14 protein-coding genes are annotated in these 16926 nt (G+C 68.7%); 10 read left to right on the top strand and 4 right to left on the bottom strand.

The genetic code is table 11. The features are described 5' to 3' along the window. Positions 1-26 precede the first annotated feature (26 nt). Together G6O69_RS34120 and G6O69_RS34115 are read left to right on the top strand one after the other, a co-directional pair. On the top strand, positions 27-1052 hold the full coding sequence (locus G6O69_RS34120; protein ID WP_172307651.1) for a hypothetical protein: 1026 nt from the start codon (positions 27-29) through the stop codon (positions 1050-1052). Positions 1053-1205: 153 nt separating this feature from the next. Then, the gene (locus tag G6O69_RS34115) at positions 1206-1787 is read left to right on the top strand and encodes a TIGR00730 family Rossman fold protein (RefSeq protein ID WP_172307650.1); all 582 of its coding nucleotides are present in this window, start codon (positions 1206-1208) and stop codon (positions 1785-1787) included. 143 nt (positions 1788-1930) lie between these two features. Here the strand turns inward: G6O69_RS34115 and G6O69_RS34110 are convergent, their stop codons facing one another. The 4 genes from G6O69_RS34110 to G6O69_RS34095 form a co-directional block, all read right to left on the bottom strand. Then, complete coding sequence (locus G6O69_RS34110) at positions 1931-2236, bottom strand: hypothetical protein (protein ID WP_172307649.1); 306 nt, start codon at positions 2234-2236, stop codon at positions 1931-1933. Positions 2237-2513: 277 nt separating this feature from the next. Further along, entirely contained in the window at positions 2514-4004 is a 1491-nt protein-coding gene (locus tag G6O69_RS34105) for a serine/threonine-protein kinase (protein ID WP_172307648.1), read from the bottom strand. Between the two features lie 98 nt (positions 4005-4102). Further along, positions 4103-5893 carry an acyl-CoA dehydrogenase family protein gene (locus G6O69_RS34100; protein WP_172307647.1) on the bottom strand — a complete coding sequence of 597 codons (1791 nt, stop codon included), beginning with the start codon at positions 5891-5893 and terminating at the stop codon, positions 4103-4105. After that, positions 5893-6342, bottom strand: coding sequence for a hypothetical protein (locus G6O69_RS34095; protein ID WP_172307646.1), 450 nt, complete (start codon positions 6340-6342; stop codon positions 5893-5895). The genes G6O69_RS34100 and G6O69_RS34095 overlap by 1 nt, the downstream gene beginning before the upstream one ends. Before the next feature lie 77 nt (positions 6343-6419). Here G6O69_RS34095 and G6O69_RS34090 point away from each other — a divergent pair, with 77 nt between their 5' ends. The 8 genes from G6O69_RS34090 (at position 6420) to G6O69_RS34055 (ending at position 16926) form a co-directional block, all read left to right on the top strand. Then, positions 6420-7007, top strand: coding sequence for a nitroreductase family protein (locus G6O69_RS34090; protein ID WP_172307645.1), 588 nt, complete (start codon positions 6420-6422; stop codon positions 7005-7007). Further along, the gene (locus G6O69_RS34085; protein ID WP_172307644.1) at positions 7004-7717 is read left to right on the top strand and encodes a hypothetical protein; all 714 of its coding nucleotides are present in this window, start codon (positions 7004-7006) and stop codon (positions 7715-7717) included. Before G6O69_RS34090 ends, G6O69_RS34085 begins: the two co-directional genes overlap by 4 nt. Further along, positions 7714-9630, top strand: coding sequence for a DNA mismatch repair protein MutS (locus tag G6O69_RS42530; protein ID WP_346017120.1), 1917 nt, complete (start codon positions 7714-7716; stop codon positions 9628-9630). The genes G6O69_RS34085 and G6O69_RS42530 overlap by 4 nt, the downstream gene beginning before the upstream one ends. After that, complete coding sequence (locus G6O69_RS34075; protein ID WP_172307643.1) at positions 9627-10415, top strand: class I SAM-dependent methyltransferase; 789 nt, start codon at positions 9627-9629, stop codon at positions 10413-10415. The genes G6O69_RS42530 and G6O69_RS34075 overlap by 4 nt, the downstream gene beginning before the upstream one ends. Positions 10416-10648: 233 nt before the next feature. After that, a complete protein-coding gene (locus G6O69_RS34070) occupies positions 10649-11452 on the top strand; it encodes an SUMF1/EgtB/PvdO family nonheme iron enzyme (protein ID WP_172307642.1) in 804 nt (267 codons plus the stop codon). Positions 11453-11761: 309 nt separating this feature from the next. Beyond that, positions 11762-12880, top strand: coding sequence for a formylglycine-generating enzyme family protein (locus G6O69_RS34065; protein ID WP_172307641.1), 1119 nt, complete (start codon positions 11762-11764; stop codon positions 12878-12880). A 34-nt stretch (positions 12881-12914) separates the two neighbouring features. After that, on the top strand, positions 12915-14795 hold the full coding sequence (locus G6O69_RS34060; protein WP_172307640.1) for a S53 family serine peptidase: 1881 nt from the start codon (positions 12915-12917) through the stop codon (positions 14793-14795). A 31-nt stretch (positions 14796-14826) separates the two neighbouring features. After that, positions 14827-16926 (top strand): hypothetical protein, encoded by a 2100-nt coding sequence (locus G6O69_RS34055; RefSeq protein WP_172307639.1) that lies wholly within the window; start codon positions 14827-14829, stop codon positions 16924-16926.

Here is a 16926-nt window from a genome sequence, read left to right as displayed (position 1 = left end):
GCTGCGCTACAGTGGGAGGTGAAGTCATGTCGCCTCGAGCTTCAGCCACGCGCGCGCTCTGGCTCGCGCTCTCGATGTCGGGTTGCGGCCCCGGCGGGCTGGGGAGCGGGAATTTTGGCAGCGTCGGCGATGAGGTCGCGGGCGAGGGCGGTGCCGCGGACGTGGGGAGCGCGGACGATCCCGACGAGATCGGGGGCGAAGGTACTGGCGAGGGCAGCGGGGGAGAGGAGAGCGCGTCGACGAGCGCGGGGGAGAGCGAGAGCGACATTGGTGAGGGCGAGTCCGGCGGGGGCACGCAGACGAGCGGAGGCGAGGGCACGGACACGGACAGCGGCGAGGTCGGCGAGGGCCTCGACGACCCCGACGAGGGCCTCGACACCTGGGGCGTCCCCCCCGACGTCACCAACGAGCCCTGCGATCCCCTGGCCCAGGACTGCTTCCCCACCCACAAGTGCGTGCCCTTCGCGAGCGTCGAGGGCAGCAACTTCCTCGACGCCGACAAGTGCATGCCGATCCTCGGCGACAAGGTCTGGGGCGAGCCCTGCACCCTCAGCGACTTCAACGAGGCCCAGGACGACTGCGACGGCGAGGGCTTTTGTTGGAACCTCGAGTGGGTCGAGGGCGAGCTCCAGGGGACCTGCGTTCCTTTTTGCGTGGGCACGCCGCAGGACTTGGTCTGTCCGGCCGGCTGGGCCTGCCTGTTCTCGGGCGCGGTCTCGCTGTGCGCCAAGCAGTGCGATCCCTTGGTCCAGGACTGCCCCCTCGACTACGGCTGTTACTGGACCGGCAACGCCTTCGACTGCTCGCTGGTCGCCACGCCCGCGGGGGATCTGGAGGCCTGCGACGACTACAACGACTGCCTGGCGGGCTTTGGCTGCGTCGACCCGGCCCTCGTGCCCAGCTGCGTGGGGGACGATCCCGGCTGCTGCACGCCCTTTTGCGAACTGGGGGGGGCCGAGGTCTGCGCGGGCCCGCGCGAGTGCGTGGCTTTCTTCGCGCAGGACGAGGCGCCGCCCGGCTACGAGTCCACCGGGATCTGCGTACTTCCCTAGGAGCCCGTGGTGGAACCCAGCGCGGCTCCTGGCGCCGGGTTTCACCACGGGCTCCTAGATCGGTGAGCTTCGGTGAGCTGTCGGGACGTGGCCTGGGGCGGGGCCGACTCGCGGGCGCTCGCAGCCGCTGCCACGCCGTGCTATGGCCCGAGCATGCGCCGCGTCTGCGTGTTTTGTGGCTCGAGCCCGGGCGAGCGCCCGGCCTACGCGGGGGCCGCCCGCCGCTTCGCCGAGGCCCTGGCCGCCGAGGGCCTCGGGCTGGTCTATGGTGGTGGTCGGGTCGGGCTGATGGGGGTGGTGGCCGACGCCGCGCTCGCGGCTGGCTGCGAGGTGATCGGGGTGATCCCCGAGGCCCTGCAGGCGCGCGAGCTCGGGCACACCGGGATCACCGAGCTGCGCGTGGTCGAGAGCATGCACGTGCGCAAGTCGACCATGGCCGAGCTCTCCGACGCCTTCGTGGCCCTGCCCGGGGGGCTCGGGACGCTCGAGGAGTTGTTCGAGGTCTGGACCTGGGCGGTGCTCGGGCTGCACCGCAAGCCCGTGGGGCTGCTCGACGTCGAGGGCTACTGGGGCCCGCTGATCACCATGGTCGATCGCATGGTCGACGAGGGCTTCGTGGGTGTGCCACACCGCGGGATGCTCAGCGTTGCCGAGGAGCCCGCGGCCTTGCTCGCGCGCCTGGGCGCCTGGCAGGCGCCGGAGCTCGCCAAGTGGATCAGGCCTGATCAGACTTGATCAGGCCTGATCAGGCCTGATCAGACCTGATCTCCAGCGTCGCAGGAGAGCCCGCTCGCAACAGGTACAGGCGCCGACGCAGGGCTCTGCAAGTCCCTGCGCCGGCGCGCGCGAGCTGGGGCTCGCGCCGAGTCATGCTAGGTTCAGCTCTCGCCTTCGCCGACACCCTCGGTGCTGGTGCCCAAGAACGCGTGCGACGACGCGAAGTAGAAGTTGATCGGGCTCTCGTTGCGGAGCATGTCGATCACGCCCGCGTAGGCGCTCGAGGGCAGGTGCATGTAGATGATGCTGCCGCTCTCGCTGTCGGCGGGGAAGGTCATCCCGTCGTCGTGGAAGCGGACAAACCCCAAGGAGGTGCCGTTGTTGCTCAGGTGGATCTGGGCTCGGTTGTTGGAGTAGCCGTCCGAGGTTCCGTAGAAGAGGATCGAGTAGTCGGTGACTTGTGCCATGGTGACTAGTCTGAGTTCGCAATGCTGCATTGCAATATTTAAATGTGTGTATTTGGTGTGCGTGATGCGGCAGTTTGATAGTCTGGGTAATGTGCATATCGTAGGGTGCCCAGCCGCTGTTGTGACGACGAAGTGGGCTGGGGCTGGGGCCAGACCCCAACAGCCAGGGCCTGTGTCCGTGCGCCATGGTGTCAGCCGAGGCGCAGGCGCAAAACGAGGAAGTGGCCACGTGCACGCCGTCATGCGTGCGCGTGACCGCCTCTTTTGTGACGTCGTGTCAATGGCGGGTGAGAGACAGGCGACGGAGCAAAGGCGAGGTTGCTCGGCCCATGAGCCAGGCGCCGGTGAAGGCTTGCCAGTAGAAGCCCAAAGCCATGATGATTCCGTGAATTTCAGCGCTCAAGGTGGTGCCAGCGTTTTGCTCGAGCATGGGAGCACCAAGCCAGACGAGCATCAGGATGGATCCTCCGACAAACCATGGCTTGCGAATGGAGGACGGCCCGTCCTCGCGGCGGTGGTGCCAGCTAGAGCGGATGAAGACCACCGTCGTTACAATCGCGACGAGGCCGAGAGAGAGCAGGGCTTCCTCGATATCGTTGGCGCTGAGCTCTTCGTTGGAGCTGGGCAGGGTCAAGCTCGCGTAGACGACCGCCAGGAGCAGGGGGACGCCGAGATAGACCAAGGCTGCAGCCGGCGAGAGCAGCAGGCCGACGAGCACGCGAACGATCAACGCCGAGGTCGCCTGCCCAAAGCGGCTGAGGATCTCGGCGAAATCCTCGGTGTCGGAGGCCTGCTGCGAGCGACCCGCGGCCGAGTCGACGAGCTGTTGAGTGCTCTGCGCTCGCGGCTGGCTTGGGGGCCGTTCGCGATGGTTTGGGGCAGCTCGCGGGGGCTGGCGGTGTCTGTGCACGGACACGCTGGGCGCGCCCCCGAGCTGGGCCTCGAGCACTGCGATGACCTCCTGGGCGCTGTTTGGCCGCTGATTGCGGTCCTTGGCCAGCAGTCGCGCGAGCAATTGCTGGAGCGCGGGCGAGAGCTGGCGGCGAACCGGCTCGGGTAGGGTCGGCGCGGGGTGATTGCAGATCTGATCGAGCAGCTTGCGCGGTGAGTCGCTATGAAAGGCAGGCCGGCCGGCGAGCATCTCCCACCACACCAGGCCGAGGGAGAAGAGGTCGGAGCGGGGGTCGATGGGCTGGGCGTCGATGTGCTCCGGGCTCATGTACTGCAAGGTCCCGACGGGGTGGGTCGTCGAGCCGGCCACGGTCTGGAGCACCTTGGAAATGCCGAAGTCCATGACCTTGACCTGGCCGTTCATGAGCACCATGACGTTCTCTGGCTTGAGGTCGCGGTGGACCACCGGGGGGTGCCGCGAGTGGGCGGCGCGCAGCGCTCTGGCGATCTGCAAGGCGTAGTCGGTGGCCTCTCGCCAGGGGATCGCGGCGCGCTGGGTGAGCATGCGGCGAAGGGTCAGGCCTTCGAGGCGCTCGAGGATCATCACGGGCTGCTCCTCGATCTCGGCGCAGAGCAGGCAGCGCACGACGTTGGGATCGTCGATGGTCGCGAGCACGCTCATCTCGTTTAGAAATTGTCGGCGCCCGCGAGAGGTTCTAGCGAACTCGGCGCGGAGGATTTTGATCGCCACGGGCCGGTGGGTCAGCGCCTCCTCGGCGGCGTAGATTCTCGCCATGCCGCCTTCGTCGAGGAGCTCGTGAATGATGTAGTCACCAAAGCGGCGGGGGAAGCCGCCAGGGTCCAAGGGCTTGACCATGGTCGGAGCATAGCAAGGACCGCAGTTCGCGGGTTGGCGAAGCTGCGGTCCTCGTTGCGTCTGGTCGCGCGCGAACCCGAGCGCGCGAGCTCGCGCGCTCAGAGCACCGGGTGCGTGGGCAGGTAGCCGCCCGCGCCGAGCAGCGCGTCGGCGATCTCGCGCAGCGCCTCGTCGCCGTTCTTGCGGCCCTGCTCGATGGCACGCAGGTGCCGGCGGATGCGGCGATCGGCCTGCTCGCAGAACACCGAGGCCAAGGTGGCCTCGTGCTCGGCGTGCTTGCGGCCCTGCTCGAGCGCCCGGGTCGCCCGCGAGACCACGGCGACCATGGCGTAGAGGTCGATGGCCACGTTGGCGACGCGCTCGATCAGCATCTGCTCGTCGATGATCTTCTTGCCGAAGTGACGAAGCAGGCGCTCGACGGCCTGGCCGAAGGCCTCGGCCTTGTCCTCGATGTGCACGGCCGCGCGCTTGAGCTTGGGGGCGGCGCGCTGGAGCTCCTCGGTGATGACCCGGCTGCGCACGCGGCTGACGAGCTCGGTCAGCAGCATGCCGTAGTTCTCGACGGGGTCCTTGAGCGCCGAGACGAGCTCGCGCAGGTGCTCGCCCGGGGCCTGGATGCCCGAGAGCGCGATGAACAGCCGGAGGATCTCGTTGGTGCCCTCGAAGATCAGGTTGATCCGCGAGTCTCGGACCACGCGCTCGAAGATGTACTCGCGCGAGTAGCCGAGGCCACCCATGACCTGGAGGCACTCGTTGGCGATGTGCCAGGTGGCCTCGGAGGAGAACACCTTGGACATGGCGGCCTCGATGGCGTAGTCGCGGGCGCCGCGATCCATGAGCCCGCAGGTCATGTAGGTCATCGACTCGGCGGCGTAGGTGAGCAGGGCCATCTCGGCGAACTTCTTGCGGATCAGCTCGAACTCGCCGATCTTCTTGCCGAATTGCTCGCGCTGGTTGGCGTAGGCCGCGGCCTCGCGGATCAGCCGCTTGGAGCCGCCGACGCAGCCCGCGGCCAGGCCGAAGCGGCCGTTGTTGAGGATCGTCATCGCGATCTTGAAGCCGCCCCCGACCTCACCGAGGACGTTGGCCTTGGGCACCTTGCAGCCGTCGAAGTGGATCGGCGTGGTGCTCGAGCCCTTGATGCCGAGCTTGTGCTCCTCGGGCCCGCTCTCGACCCCGCCAAAGGCCCGCTCGACGAAGAAGGCGGTGATCCGGTCCTTCTTTTGCCCGTCGATCTCGACCTCGGTCTGGGCGAACACGGTGAACACATCGGCGAAGCCGCCGTTGGTGATCCACAGCTTGGAGCCGTCGAGGATCCAGTGCTCGCCGTCTTCGGACAGGCGCGCGCGGGTGCGGATGCTGGCGGCGTCGGAGCCCGAGCTGGGCTCGGTCAGGCAAAACGCGGCGACGAGCTCACCGCTGGCCAGCAGCGGGAGGTAGTGCTGCTTTTGCTCGGGGGTGCCGAAGAGCATCAGGCCCTTGAAGCCGATCGACTGGTGCGCGCCCAGGGTCACCGCGATGCTCGAGTCGGTGGCCGCGACGCGCTCGAAGAGCCGGGCGTAGCCGGTGTTGGACAGGCCGAGGCCGCCGTACTCCTCGGGGACCTGGAGGCCGAACAGGCCCATCTCCTTGAGCTCGTCGAGGAGCTCGGGCTCGAGCAGCTTGTCGTGGTCGACGCCGCCCTCCTCGACGCGCTCGCGCAAGAAGCGGTCGAGGGGATCGAGGAGCAGCTGGAGGGTCTCGCGCTCCTCGTCGCCGAGCTCGTCGGGGTAGGGGAAGACCTCGTCCTCCTCGACGGAGCCAAAGTAGAGCTGGCGAGCGAAGGACAGCTCCTCGTCCTTGGGGGGCTCGGCGGCGGCGTGCTTGGCAGACTTGGGGGCGTCGTCCATCAAGCGCAGGTTAGCTCGCGCTCGACCTCGGCGGCGAGGCGATCTTCGAACTGCTCACGATTGTTGCAGGTCTCGACCTTATCCTCGCCTGTGACGGCGTTGATGACCACTGCGGCGCTCTCGGCGAGGGAGCTGCCAAAGAGCATGTGAATGCCGATGATGGAGTCGCGGTTACGCTTGATCCATTCGGTCCACAGGTAGCGGAAGCGGGCGTCGTAGCTGCGCATGGCCTCGGCGTCGAGACCCAAGAAGATGTGGCCACAGCTGCCGAGCTGCTCGTCGATGGTTGCGATCAAGTGCTCGGCGAACTCGGCGTAGGCGTGGCCGTCGACGTCGACGCGGGCGACCCCCGGGCCGATCTTCGACAGGCGCGCGCGACCTGCTCGGCCGGCGACCCAAAGGCCGTCGGCTGTCGGCATGACCTCGATGTCGCGGCCGTGGTGTGGCATTAGCGCAGCAATCCAGCTGGCGAGCGCGGGCCCCCGCGACCGCCGTGGCTCCAGATGGTACCACTACACCCCCCAAGATGGACAACGCCGCAAAGACCGAACATCCGATCCTCGACGTCATCGCCAGGCGCTGGAGTCCCCGGGCCTTCGACCGGCGCGAGCCGACCCAAGACGAGCTCTCGCCGATCCTCGAGGCCGCGCGCTGGGCCGCCTCGAGCTACAACGAGCAGCCCTGGCGCTTCATCTTGGTCCCGCGCTCGGCGGGGTCGCGCTACGAGGACGCGCTCGCGGGGCTCAACGAGTTCAACCGCAGCTGGGCCGCCTCGGCGCCGGTCCTGGGCTTCTCCTTGGCACGGCGAAATTTCACGCAAACTGGGGCCCCCAACACCCACGCCTGGTACGACACGGGCGCCGCGACGGCGCTGATGTCGGTGCAGGCCGCAGCGATCGGGCTGATGATGCACCAGATGGCGGGGATCGAGCGCGAGGTGGTCCGCGAGCGCTTTGGCGTGGGCGAGGACTTCGACGTCGTCGCCGGGCTGGCGCTGGGCTGGCCGGGGGATCCGGCGTCGTTGCCCGAGGGCCTGCGCGAGCGGGAGACCGCGACGCGGCTCCGCAAGCCCTTCGCGGAGATGGTCCACCCCGAGCCTGGAGGCGAGGGGTGAGCCTGGGCCAGGCCGAGGTGCGCACCGGGCTGGGCGCGGCGGCGCTGCTCGCCGTGGTGCTCGCGGGCTGCGGGGGCGAGACCGAAGAGGCCGCCAAGCCCAGCGGGGAGCGGCGCGCGGCGCCCGAGCCCGAGACCCCCAAGGAGGCCCCGAGCGGGCCCTTTGGCGCCTACGACTTCGCGGCCGCGGCCAAGCGCTTCGAGGGCGCGTGGGTCGTGCCGGGCCTGGCACCCGGAGGCGAGACGGCGTGGTTCATCGAGGGTGACGAGCTGGTCGAGTTCGACGGCGAGAGCGAGCACCGCTACGCCTTTACGATCTACTCGCCCTGCCAGGTCGCGCTGACCGACGCCGACGCGGGCGAGACGACCTACCGCCCCTTCACCTTCGTCGGCGACGCGCTGCACGTGGGGGTGGCCTCGTCCACGGGGGTGGTGATCGGTGACGAGACGGTGGCCTGCGTGATGGGCCAGGTCTATGTGCTCGAGGCCGGGGGGCGCTGCTCGGCCTGGTCGGAGATCTTCGACGACTGGAAGCGCGAGGACGCCGAGTGCGAGATCGAGGGCGAGGGCGCGTCGCGCCAGTTGGTTGTCGGAGATCGTCGGCTGCGCTTCGAGGGCGAGGGTCTCTACGACGACAACTCGAAGACGAGCGTGGCCAGGCGCGAGTCGGACTTCGCGGCGGCCAAGGCCGCCCTGGCGAGCGCACCGTGAGCGCGGCGCGAGCGGGGGACGCCCGCGGGGCGCTGCGGGGTCGCTACGCCGCGCGCCTCGAGGCGCGCGAGGCGACGATGACCGCCCTCGAGGCCCGCAGCCGAGCGCTGTCGACGGCGCGGGTGATCACCTTCTCGCTGACGCTGATCATGATCTTCATGGCCTGGCGTGCGGGGCTCAGCGGGTGGACCGTCGCGGCGCCGGCGCTGATCTTCTTGGCGCTGGTGGTCGTGCACGATCGCGTGCTGCGGAGCCTGGCGCGGATCGGCCGGGCAGTAGGGCACTACCGATCCGGGCTCGCGCGCCTCGAAGATCGCTGGACGGGGGAGGGCGGCGCCCGGGGAGAGGGCACGCTGCTCACCGGGGAGCACCCCTTCGCGGGGGACCTCGATCTCGCGGGCGAGCGCTCGCTGTTCTCGCTGCTGTGTCGGGCGCGGACTCGGGCCGGCGAGGACACGCTGGCGGCGTGGCTGAGCCCCGGTGTCGGCCGCGGGGGCGAGCTCGTCGCGCTCGTCGATGCCGAGACGATCCGCGCGCGCCAGCGCTGCGTCGAGGCCCTGCGTGACGCCCTGGATCTGCGCGAGGCGATGGCCGTGGCCGGGCCGGTGAGCGCGGCGATCCGCGGGACGCCGCGGCGCGAGGCGCTGCCGGGTCAGGGGCCGCGGGTCGAGGTGGATCCACAGAAGTTGATCGACTGGGGCCTGGCCCCGGCGGTGATCTCGGTGCGCGCCCGGACGTGGCTGCGCGTCGCCGGGGCGGTGATGCCGGCGCTGGTCGTGGGCGGGGTCGTGGCGTGGACCCAGGGCCTGGGGGCGTGGGTGTTGCTCGCGGCCCTGGCGGTGGAGGGCGTGATCCACAAGGTCGTGGAGCCACGGATGATGGCGGTGGTCGGCCCGGCGGAGCGCGGCGGCGAGGAGCTCGCGGTGCTCGCCGAGCTCTTCGAGGTGTTCGAGGGCGCGTCGGAGCTGCTCGATGGCCAGCCGCAGCTGCGTGCGCTCCATGCTCAGCTGGGCGCCGAGGGCCAAAAGGCGTCGCTGGCCGTGGCCCGGCTGCGGCGGCTGATCGGCTGGTACGAGGCGCAGCGCAACGGGCTGTTCTTCGCCCTCGCGCTCGCGCTGATGTGGGGCCCGAGCTTCACCCTGGCGATCGAGCGCTGGCGCCTCGAGCACGGCCAGCGCATCGCCGCGTGGATCGCCGCCCTCGGCGAACTCGAGGCGCTCCAGTCCCTGGCCGGCTACGCCTGCGAGAACCCCGAAGATCCCTTCCCCGAGCTGGAGAACGCGGAGAGCGAGGGCGGCGTGCTCGAGGGCGAGGGGCTCGGGCACCCGCTGCTGCCGCGCTCGGCCTGCGTGCGCAACGACCTCGCCCTCGGCGATCCGGTGCGCGCCTACGTGGTCAGCGGCTCGAACATGTCGGGCAAGAGCACCTTCTTGAGGACCGTGGGCTGCAACGTGGTCTTGGCGCTGGCCGGCGCGCCGGTGCGGGCGACCCGGCTGCGCCTGAGCCCGACGCGCCTGGGGGCGACCTTGAGGGTGCAGGACTCGCTGCACGAGGGCGCGTCGCGCTTTTGGGCCGAGCTCACCCGCCTGCGGGCGGTCAGCGATCTCGCCGACGCCGGGCCCTGCCTGTTCCTGCTCGACGAGATCCTGCACGGGACCAACTCCCACGACCGCCGGATCGGCGCCGAGGCGCTGCTCGAGAGCCTGATCGCTCGGGGTGCCCTGGGCATGCTGACGACCCACGATCTCGCCCTCGCCCGGGCCGCGGAGTCGCTGGCGCCGCGGGCGGCCAACGTCCACTTCGAAGACACGCTGATCGACGGCGAGCTCGTCTTCGACTACCGCATGCGACCCGGCGTGGTCGACAAATCCAACGCCCTCGAGCTGATGCGCTCGATCGGACTGCTGCCATGACCTATCCCGCCCACCTCTACGTCGCGCTGCATTCGGGCAACCCCGGGGACGTCGACTTCTATCGCCAGCGCTGCGCGGGCGCGGCCTCGGTGCTCGAGCTCGGCTGCGGAGACGCGCGCGTGCTCGCGGCGCTCGCCGAGCCCGACCGCGAGCTCGTTGGCGTCGACCTCGACGACGGCCTGCTCGCGCTGGCCCGGGCGCGGCTGCAGGCCCTGCCGCCCGCGCAGGCCGAGAGGGCCGAGCTCGTGCGCGCCGACATGGGCGCCGAGCTCGAGCTCGGGCGCCGCTTCGATCGCGTGATCATCCCCTTTGGCGGGCTCTACTGCCTGCTCGAGCCCGCCGCGGTCGACGTGCTGCTCGCCAACGTCGCCCGTCACCTCGGCCCACAGGGGCGGCTGATCCTCGATGTCTGGGCCGCCGATGGCTTCCACGCCGAGGCCGAGCCCGAGGACCTCGATCCTGGCTGGCTCGAGCACGTCGGCGCCGTCGAGGTGGACGAGGGTGAAGAAGAGTCGGTCCGCTACGAGATCCTCGAGCGCAGCAGCTGGGACAAGGCGCAGCAGCGTCTCGATGTCACCTATCTCCACGTGCCCGTGGGCGGCGAGGAGGCCATCGAAGGTGAGCTGCCCCAGCGCTACCTGCTCTCCGAGCAGCTTGGAGAGGCCTTGTCGCGGGCGGGGCTGGAGCTGGAGTCGCTGCTCGGTGACTTCGAAGGGGCGGCCTACGACGAGGCGTCGAAGCTGATGATCGTCGTGGCTCGGCGGGCCGGCGAGGGCGACAGCTGATCAGCTTCCGATCAGCAGCTGATCTTTGGTTCACGGTCTGCGACTCGTCTTTGCGCGCGCGTATTTTCTGCGCACCTGGCGGTCGTGGACCGGTAACCTAGAGGGAGGCGCTGGACTCGACCATGATGATCGCCCTCCAAGAATTCGCTCACCGCTCTTCATCTCGCCAACCCTCGCGACGTGGCCTCGCGTTTGTCGCGCTCGTCGCGATGACGACGCTAACGCTGTCAACGATGGCCTGCGGCGGAGGCGAGGGCGACGATGGCGAAGAGGAGAGCAGCGAGGAGGAAGACGAGGGCGTGCCCGACACGGGGGACGGCCTGGGCATGGGCGACTGCGCCGACTCGTGCGGGACGCCGGGCTGCGGCGAGTGCCCCGAGGGCCCGACGATGATCGCCGTCGACGTCGAGGGCGGCGGCGTGCAGATCGACGCGACCGAGGTGAGCAACGCCGCCTACGCGCCCATGCTCGAGGTCGTCTTCGACGCCTCGGTGCTCCCCGCGGGCTGCGACTGGAAGAGCGCCTTCGAGCCCGAGGGCTGGGCGGACGAGCTGGTGGGGGAATTGCCTGTCGTTGGGGTGGACTGGTGCGACGCGGCTGTCTACTGCGCCTGGGTCGGCAAGTCGCTGTGCGGCGACGTGGCGGGCGGGCCGGCGAGCTACGAGACCGCCGAAGATCCCGTCACCGACCTGTGGTATCGGGCCTGCTCCAACGACGGCGCGCGAGACTACCCATACGCGTCCAGCTACGAGCCCGAGGCTTGCAACGGGGGAGACGCGGGGTTGGATGATCTCCAGGCCGTGGGCAGCATGGCGAGCTGCGAGGGCGGTCTGTCCGGCCTATTCGACATGAGCGGCAACGTCTGGGAGTGGACGGACGCCTGCGAGGTGTCGGGGGGCGACTTCGACACGCCATGTCGGAGGCGAGGTGGATCCCGTCACTCGGACGAGGACAACCTACGCTGCGCTGTCAACAGCACGCGGCCGCGCAGTGATCGAGACAACGCGGTCGGGTTTCGCTGTTGCGTGTCGCCCTAACGCGCGCAGGGGGGTCGAGAAACATCGGCTCAATATTCGTGTTTCCCAAGCGATTAAATCTGCACACTTAGACTCGTAAGTGAGTCAGCTCACGAATTAATATAGGATCCATGAGAGGAATTTGGTGCACTCATAGGGTATCACAAACAGAAATTTCAAAGAAATAGCAAGTTTTGTTAGCTGCCCCACTTTTCAGACAGGTTCGGCGAGATTCGCGCGAGCGTGAAGGGGATAGCCTCAAAACGGCATGTCTTTGCAGTCAATCTCTTCAAATCAGCCTGACCAACTTCTTCTTCTTCGGATTTCCAGATGACCTCTTCCCTTCATCGCTCGACCATCGCCCTTTTGCTCGCAACCACCACTTTGACCTTCGCGTGCTCGGACGACATCAGTGAGGCCGAGACGGCCTCCTCCGCCGAGAGCGGCTCCGAGACGGCGGAGACCGACACCGCTGACACCGAGTCGACCTCGAACGACGAGGTTGGGGAGTCGGAGTCGACCTCCGGCACCGACACCGACACCGACACCGACACCGAGACCGAGTCGACCTCCGAGACCGACACCACGGCGGAGACCGACACCGAGAGCGGCTCCGAGACCGCCGAGTCGGAGAGCGGCTCCGAGACCGCCGAGTCGGAGAGCGGCTCCGAGACGGCGGAGACCGACACGACCACCGGCGAGGAAGAGTCCGAGACCGGTTCGGTCGGCGGCCCCTGCGACGGCGGCTGTGGCCTGCCCGACTGTGGCGCGTGTCCGAGCGGCCCGAGCCTCGTCGACATCGGCTCGACCTCGATCGACAGCACCGAGGTCACCAACAGCCAGTACCAGTACTTCATGTCCGTCGAGTTCACCGAGGCCGGCCTCGCGGAGATCCTGCCCGAGACCTGCTCTTGGAAGGACGACCCCGACGAGTTCATCCCCGACAACTTCCCCGTCGAGCCGAACCCCGATCTGCCGGTGACCGGCGTCGATTGGTGTGACGCCTACGCCTACTGTGCGTGGTCGGGGCGCCGGCTGTGCGGCAACACCAACGGCAGCGCGGCGGAGTTCAGCGACGTGCAAAACCCCGCCAACAACGAGTGGTACAAGGCCTGCACCCAAGGCGGCGTCAAGAATTACCCCTACGGGCTGCTCTATGACGAGGACGCTTGCAATGGCGAGGAGGCGGGCTACGGTCAACTTCTACACGTTGGTAGCCTCGCAACCTGCGACGGTGGTTACTCGGGTATCTACGACATGAGCGGAAACGTCTGGGAGTGGACCAACGCCTGCGGCAGCGATGACGTCGACGACGAGGATCAGACCTGTCGCCGGCGCGGCGGCTCCTACTTCAGCGATGGGCCCACGCTGCGCTGCGGCATCGACAGCAAGCGCGCTCGGAACTTCCGTAACATCGACACTGGCTTCCGCTGCTGCGACGAGGGCTGAGCAGCAGGGGAGGGCCATAGCGAGTGAGGACGACATGACACGGCGAACGATTAAACTGGGGACGGCACTCTTATCCACGAGCTTACTGACGCTGGGCTGCGTCGGTGACGACATCCCGATTGGGGAGAGCTCGAGCACCGACGACGAGGTCGGTGAGCCGACGACCGAGACCGACACGGAGGAGTCGACGGATACGACCGAAGAGTCGACCGACGAGACCACCGAAGAAGAGTCGTCGACGGACACCACCGAGGAGGAGTCGACGGAGACGACGACCGAGACCTCGGGGACCACGGACAGCGCGGATACGCTCGGCGACGACCTCGACGAGATTCCGCCGGAAGAGTGGGAGCCGACCCCGAACCCCGACGGCGTGCCGACCCCGCTCCCCGGCGTCTACGACGACCTCGGCGAGGCCGACCCCGACGACGGCTTCCGGGCGTTGATCGGCCTCGACCTGCGCAACCGCGAGGAGCTCGAGGACTTCGTCCTCGACGTCTCCGACCCCAACAGCCCGGCCTTCGGTCAGTACATGACCGTCGACGAGCTGCTCGAGAACCACGCGCCGCTGGAGTCGGACTTCAACCTGCTCCAGGCCTGGCTCGACTTCGAGGGCCTCTCGGTCAACTACCTGGCCACCAACCGCATGCTGATTCAGTTCAGCGGTCTGGTCGGACAGTTCAACGAGGCCTTCAACACCACGCTGCACGTGTGCATGCGTAAGAACCCGCAGCAGGGCAACGACCCGATCCCCGTGTACTGCACGCCGGATCCGATGACCCTGCCGATCTTCGTGGCCGACCGCAGCCCCGGGATCGTGACCGCGGACCTGCTCGCCGAGGAGGGCAGCTTGCCCAACGAGGCCGGTGAGATCACCGTCTCGCCGCCGAGCACGGCGACCAACGGCTCGCGCCTGACCCCGGCCCGCGTCGCCCAGGCCTACGACGTCGACGACCTCTACGCCCTCGGCTACGACGGCAGCGGGCAGAAGATCGGCGTCGTGATGGGGGCCGCGATCCACTACAAGTGGGCGCAGACCTTCTGGCAGAGCTTCGGCATCGTCCGCACCAACCCCGAGGTCCTCAACTTGATGGAGGATCCGATCACCCGCTATGTCGAGTCCCAGCTCGACAACACCTGGGCCGGCGCCATGGCCCCGGGCGCGGAGATCGTCAGCTACGCGGGCCCCGACTCGCGCAACACCTCGATCGTGTTCGTCTACAACGAGGCCCTGACCCGCGCGCCGCTCGACGGCGTCTCGGTGATCACGACCTCGTTCGCACACCGCGAGGACTCGGAGCCCGAGGTCGTGCGCAACCAGTACGATCACTCGTCGCTGATCGGCGCGGCCCTCGGCCTCACCGTGCTCGCGGCGACCGGCGACTCGGCGCAGACCGATACGCCGAGCTCGAGCCCCTGGTGTAGCGGTGCGGGTGGTACGCGCCTGCACTGGAGCGGGAGCACCCTCGCCGGCGAGTCGCTCTGGGACGAGTCCGGTTCGGGCGAGACGCTGAGCTTCGACATCCCTGACTGGCAGGTCGCGGCCGTCGCTGACTACCCCTTCTACGACTCGGAGCACCGCATGACGGCCGATCTCTCGGCTGCGGCGTCCCCGTACTCGCCCTACTGGGTTTACTACAACTCGAACTGGGCGCTCTATGGTGGCACGAGTTTTGCGTCGCCCGTGCTTGCCGGTATCATCACGGTGATCAACCAATATCGCGAAGACAACGGCATGGCGCCGATGGGCTACCTCAACCAGATCCTGTACACCGACGAAGCGGTGCAGGCGACCTTCCGAGACATCACCTCGGGAGCGACCGAGTTCCACCAGGCCGCGTCCGGGTGGGACCCCGGCAGCGGGTGGGGATCGCCCCACTCCCTGGAGCTCGCCCAGACCTGGCCCTCGCCCTGAGGGTTCTCGGGCCGCGCCGAGTCTAGCCACCATGGCCAAGGCCCGGAGCCAGAAGACCGCTAGTGGTCAAAAAATCAACCCGCGCGAGCTGCAGCTGCTCGCGCGGGCTGGTCGTTTGGTTGCGGCGGTCCTGGTCGTCGTCTGGCTACTCCAGCTCGCCGGCCTGACCGGGCGCCTGGATCAGCGCGTCCATGGGCTGTGGTTCGAGCTCGGCGAGCGCGTGGGCGCGACGAGCAAGAGCTCGCAGAAGGTCCACCTGATCGTCGGCGACGCCGGGACGATCGAGAAGTGGGGTCCGCCGCCTTGGGACGCGAGCCGGCTCGAGCTGCTGATCGAAGCCACGACCAAGGGCGCGAGCGATCCCCTGCTCTTCGTCGAGGTCGGGCATCAGCGCATGTTCCAGCTCGACGAGGCCGACCTCGCCCACCTGCGCGAGCGCTTCCCCGAGGTCCGGCTGCTGCTGCGCGTGGGCGAGGACGCGCCGAGCTCTCCGTGGAGCGAGGGCGGCCTGCGCGACGGGGCGCTGCCCGTGTCCAAGGGCGGGCGCCTGGCCAAGATCATCGACAGCAGCGGGTCGATGTTCCCGCCGGTCCACGATCGCCTCTATGTGCAGTGGATGATGCCCGACAGCAGCCTGCCGCGGCTGTCGGCGAGCGTGCTCGTCAGCGACGATCACATGGAGCGCAATTTCGCGAACCAGCTGCTGCTGATGGGCGTCACGGATCCACAATTCGCGATCCCCATCGACACGCCGGTCGGTCCGCTGAGCCCGGCGGAGATCGAGGCCCACGCCCTGCGTGCCCTGGCCGACGGTCAGGTCGCGGAGCCGCCCTCGCCGGTGCTGGTCTACGTGCTCTGGGGCCTGTTCGCCTTCGCGCTGCTGTGGGCCCTCGAGCGCATGCGCGGCAAGAAGGCGGCGCTGATGCTCTTCGCCCTGGTCGTGGTGCTGGCGAGCCTCGACGGCGTGCTCTTGCTGCGCGGCGTCACGCGCCTGGGGATCTCCCGACCGCTGCTGATCATGGCGCTGACGACGGCAGGCTATTGGCAGGGCCAGGCCGTCCAGGCCTTCGAGCGCCTGCGCGCCCTCCGGGCTCGGGTGCTGCGCGAGGCCTCGGAGAAGCGCGACCTCGACCGCCCCGAGGACGACGGCTTTTGGGACGACCTCGCCGAGATCGGAGCCGAGTACGCCCAGGGTATCGTCGGCGGCGCGGCGGCCTCGACGATCATGGAGCGCCAGCCCGACCGCTGGAACCTCCAGGTCTGGGCCAGCGCCAAGCTCGACGCCGACAGCCACAAGTACCTGGCCGAGCGCGAGGCGCTGGATCTGCGCCGCGCGCCCTTCCGCGCCGCCTGGCTGACCCTGCGGGCGAGCTGGACGCGCGACCTGCTGCCCAGCGGCGCGCGCTTCGGCGAGCGCAAGACGCTGATCGTCCCGCTCGAAAATCGCGGCGAGCTCCTCGGCCTGTGGCTGATCCACGTGCTCATCGAGGTCGAGATCGGCCCCGACGACGTCGAGGTGTTCGAGAACCTCGGCCGCCAGATGGCCGGCGCGGTGCTGCGCAGGCGTGAGCGCAGCGCGCTGCGCTCGCAGTCGGCGCGGACGCGGCTGCGCGACCACCTCGACACGATCGTCGGCGGCCTGCGGCTGATCACCGACGAGCACCGCTGGGCCCTCGAATTTCTCGGTCAGCTGCCCGTCCGGGCGATCATCGCCACGGTCTGGGGCGAGGTCGAGTTCGTGGATCCGCAGCTCAAGAAACAGCTCTCGCAGCGCTACCCGGGGCTGTTCAGCGCGGACAAACCAGATGACAATCTGCGCACCGTGCTCGCCAGGATTACCGGAGGGAGCCTCGAAGACGCGAACCGTCTGATGCGCAAGGTGGCCAAGGGCGGAGACGCCAAGCTCGTCGAGCTCGAGCAGGCGCCTGGCTCGGGTCTCGACGGGGCCGAGGGGGACGACGTGGTCTGGGTGCTCTCGCTGATCCACAGCAAGGAGGGCATCGACCTGCCCGGCTTCAAGCCGGCCGTGACGGAGCACATCTTGTTGATGGCGCGCTCTTCGGCGCCCGCCAAGACGATCAGGACGGACAGCGGCCGCACCCTCCGGGTGCTCAGCGGCTTCGGCGGGTAG

The organism is Pseudenhygromyxa sp. WMMC2535 (genome assembly GCF_011083025.2).
The sequence above is the reverse complement of the archived record's forward strand: the minus strand, read 5'-3'. Positions and strand labels throughout refer to the sequence as shown.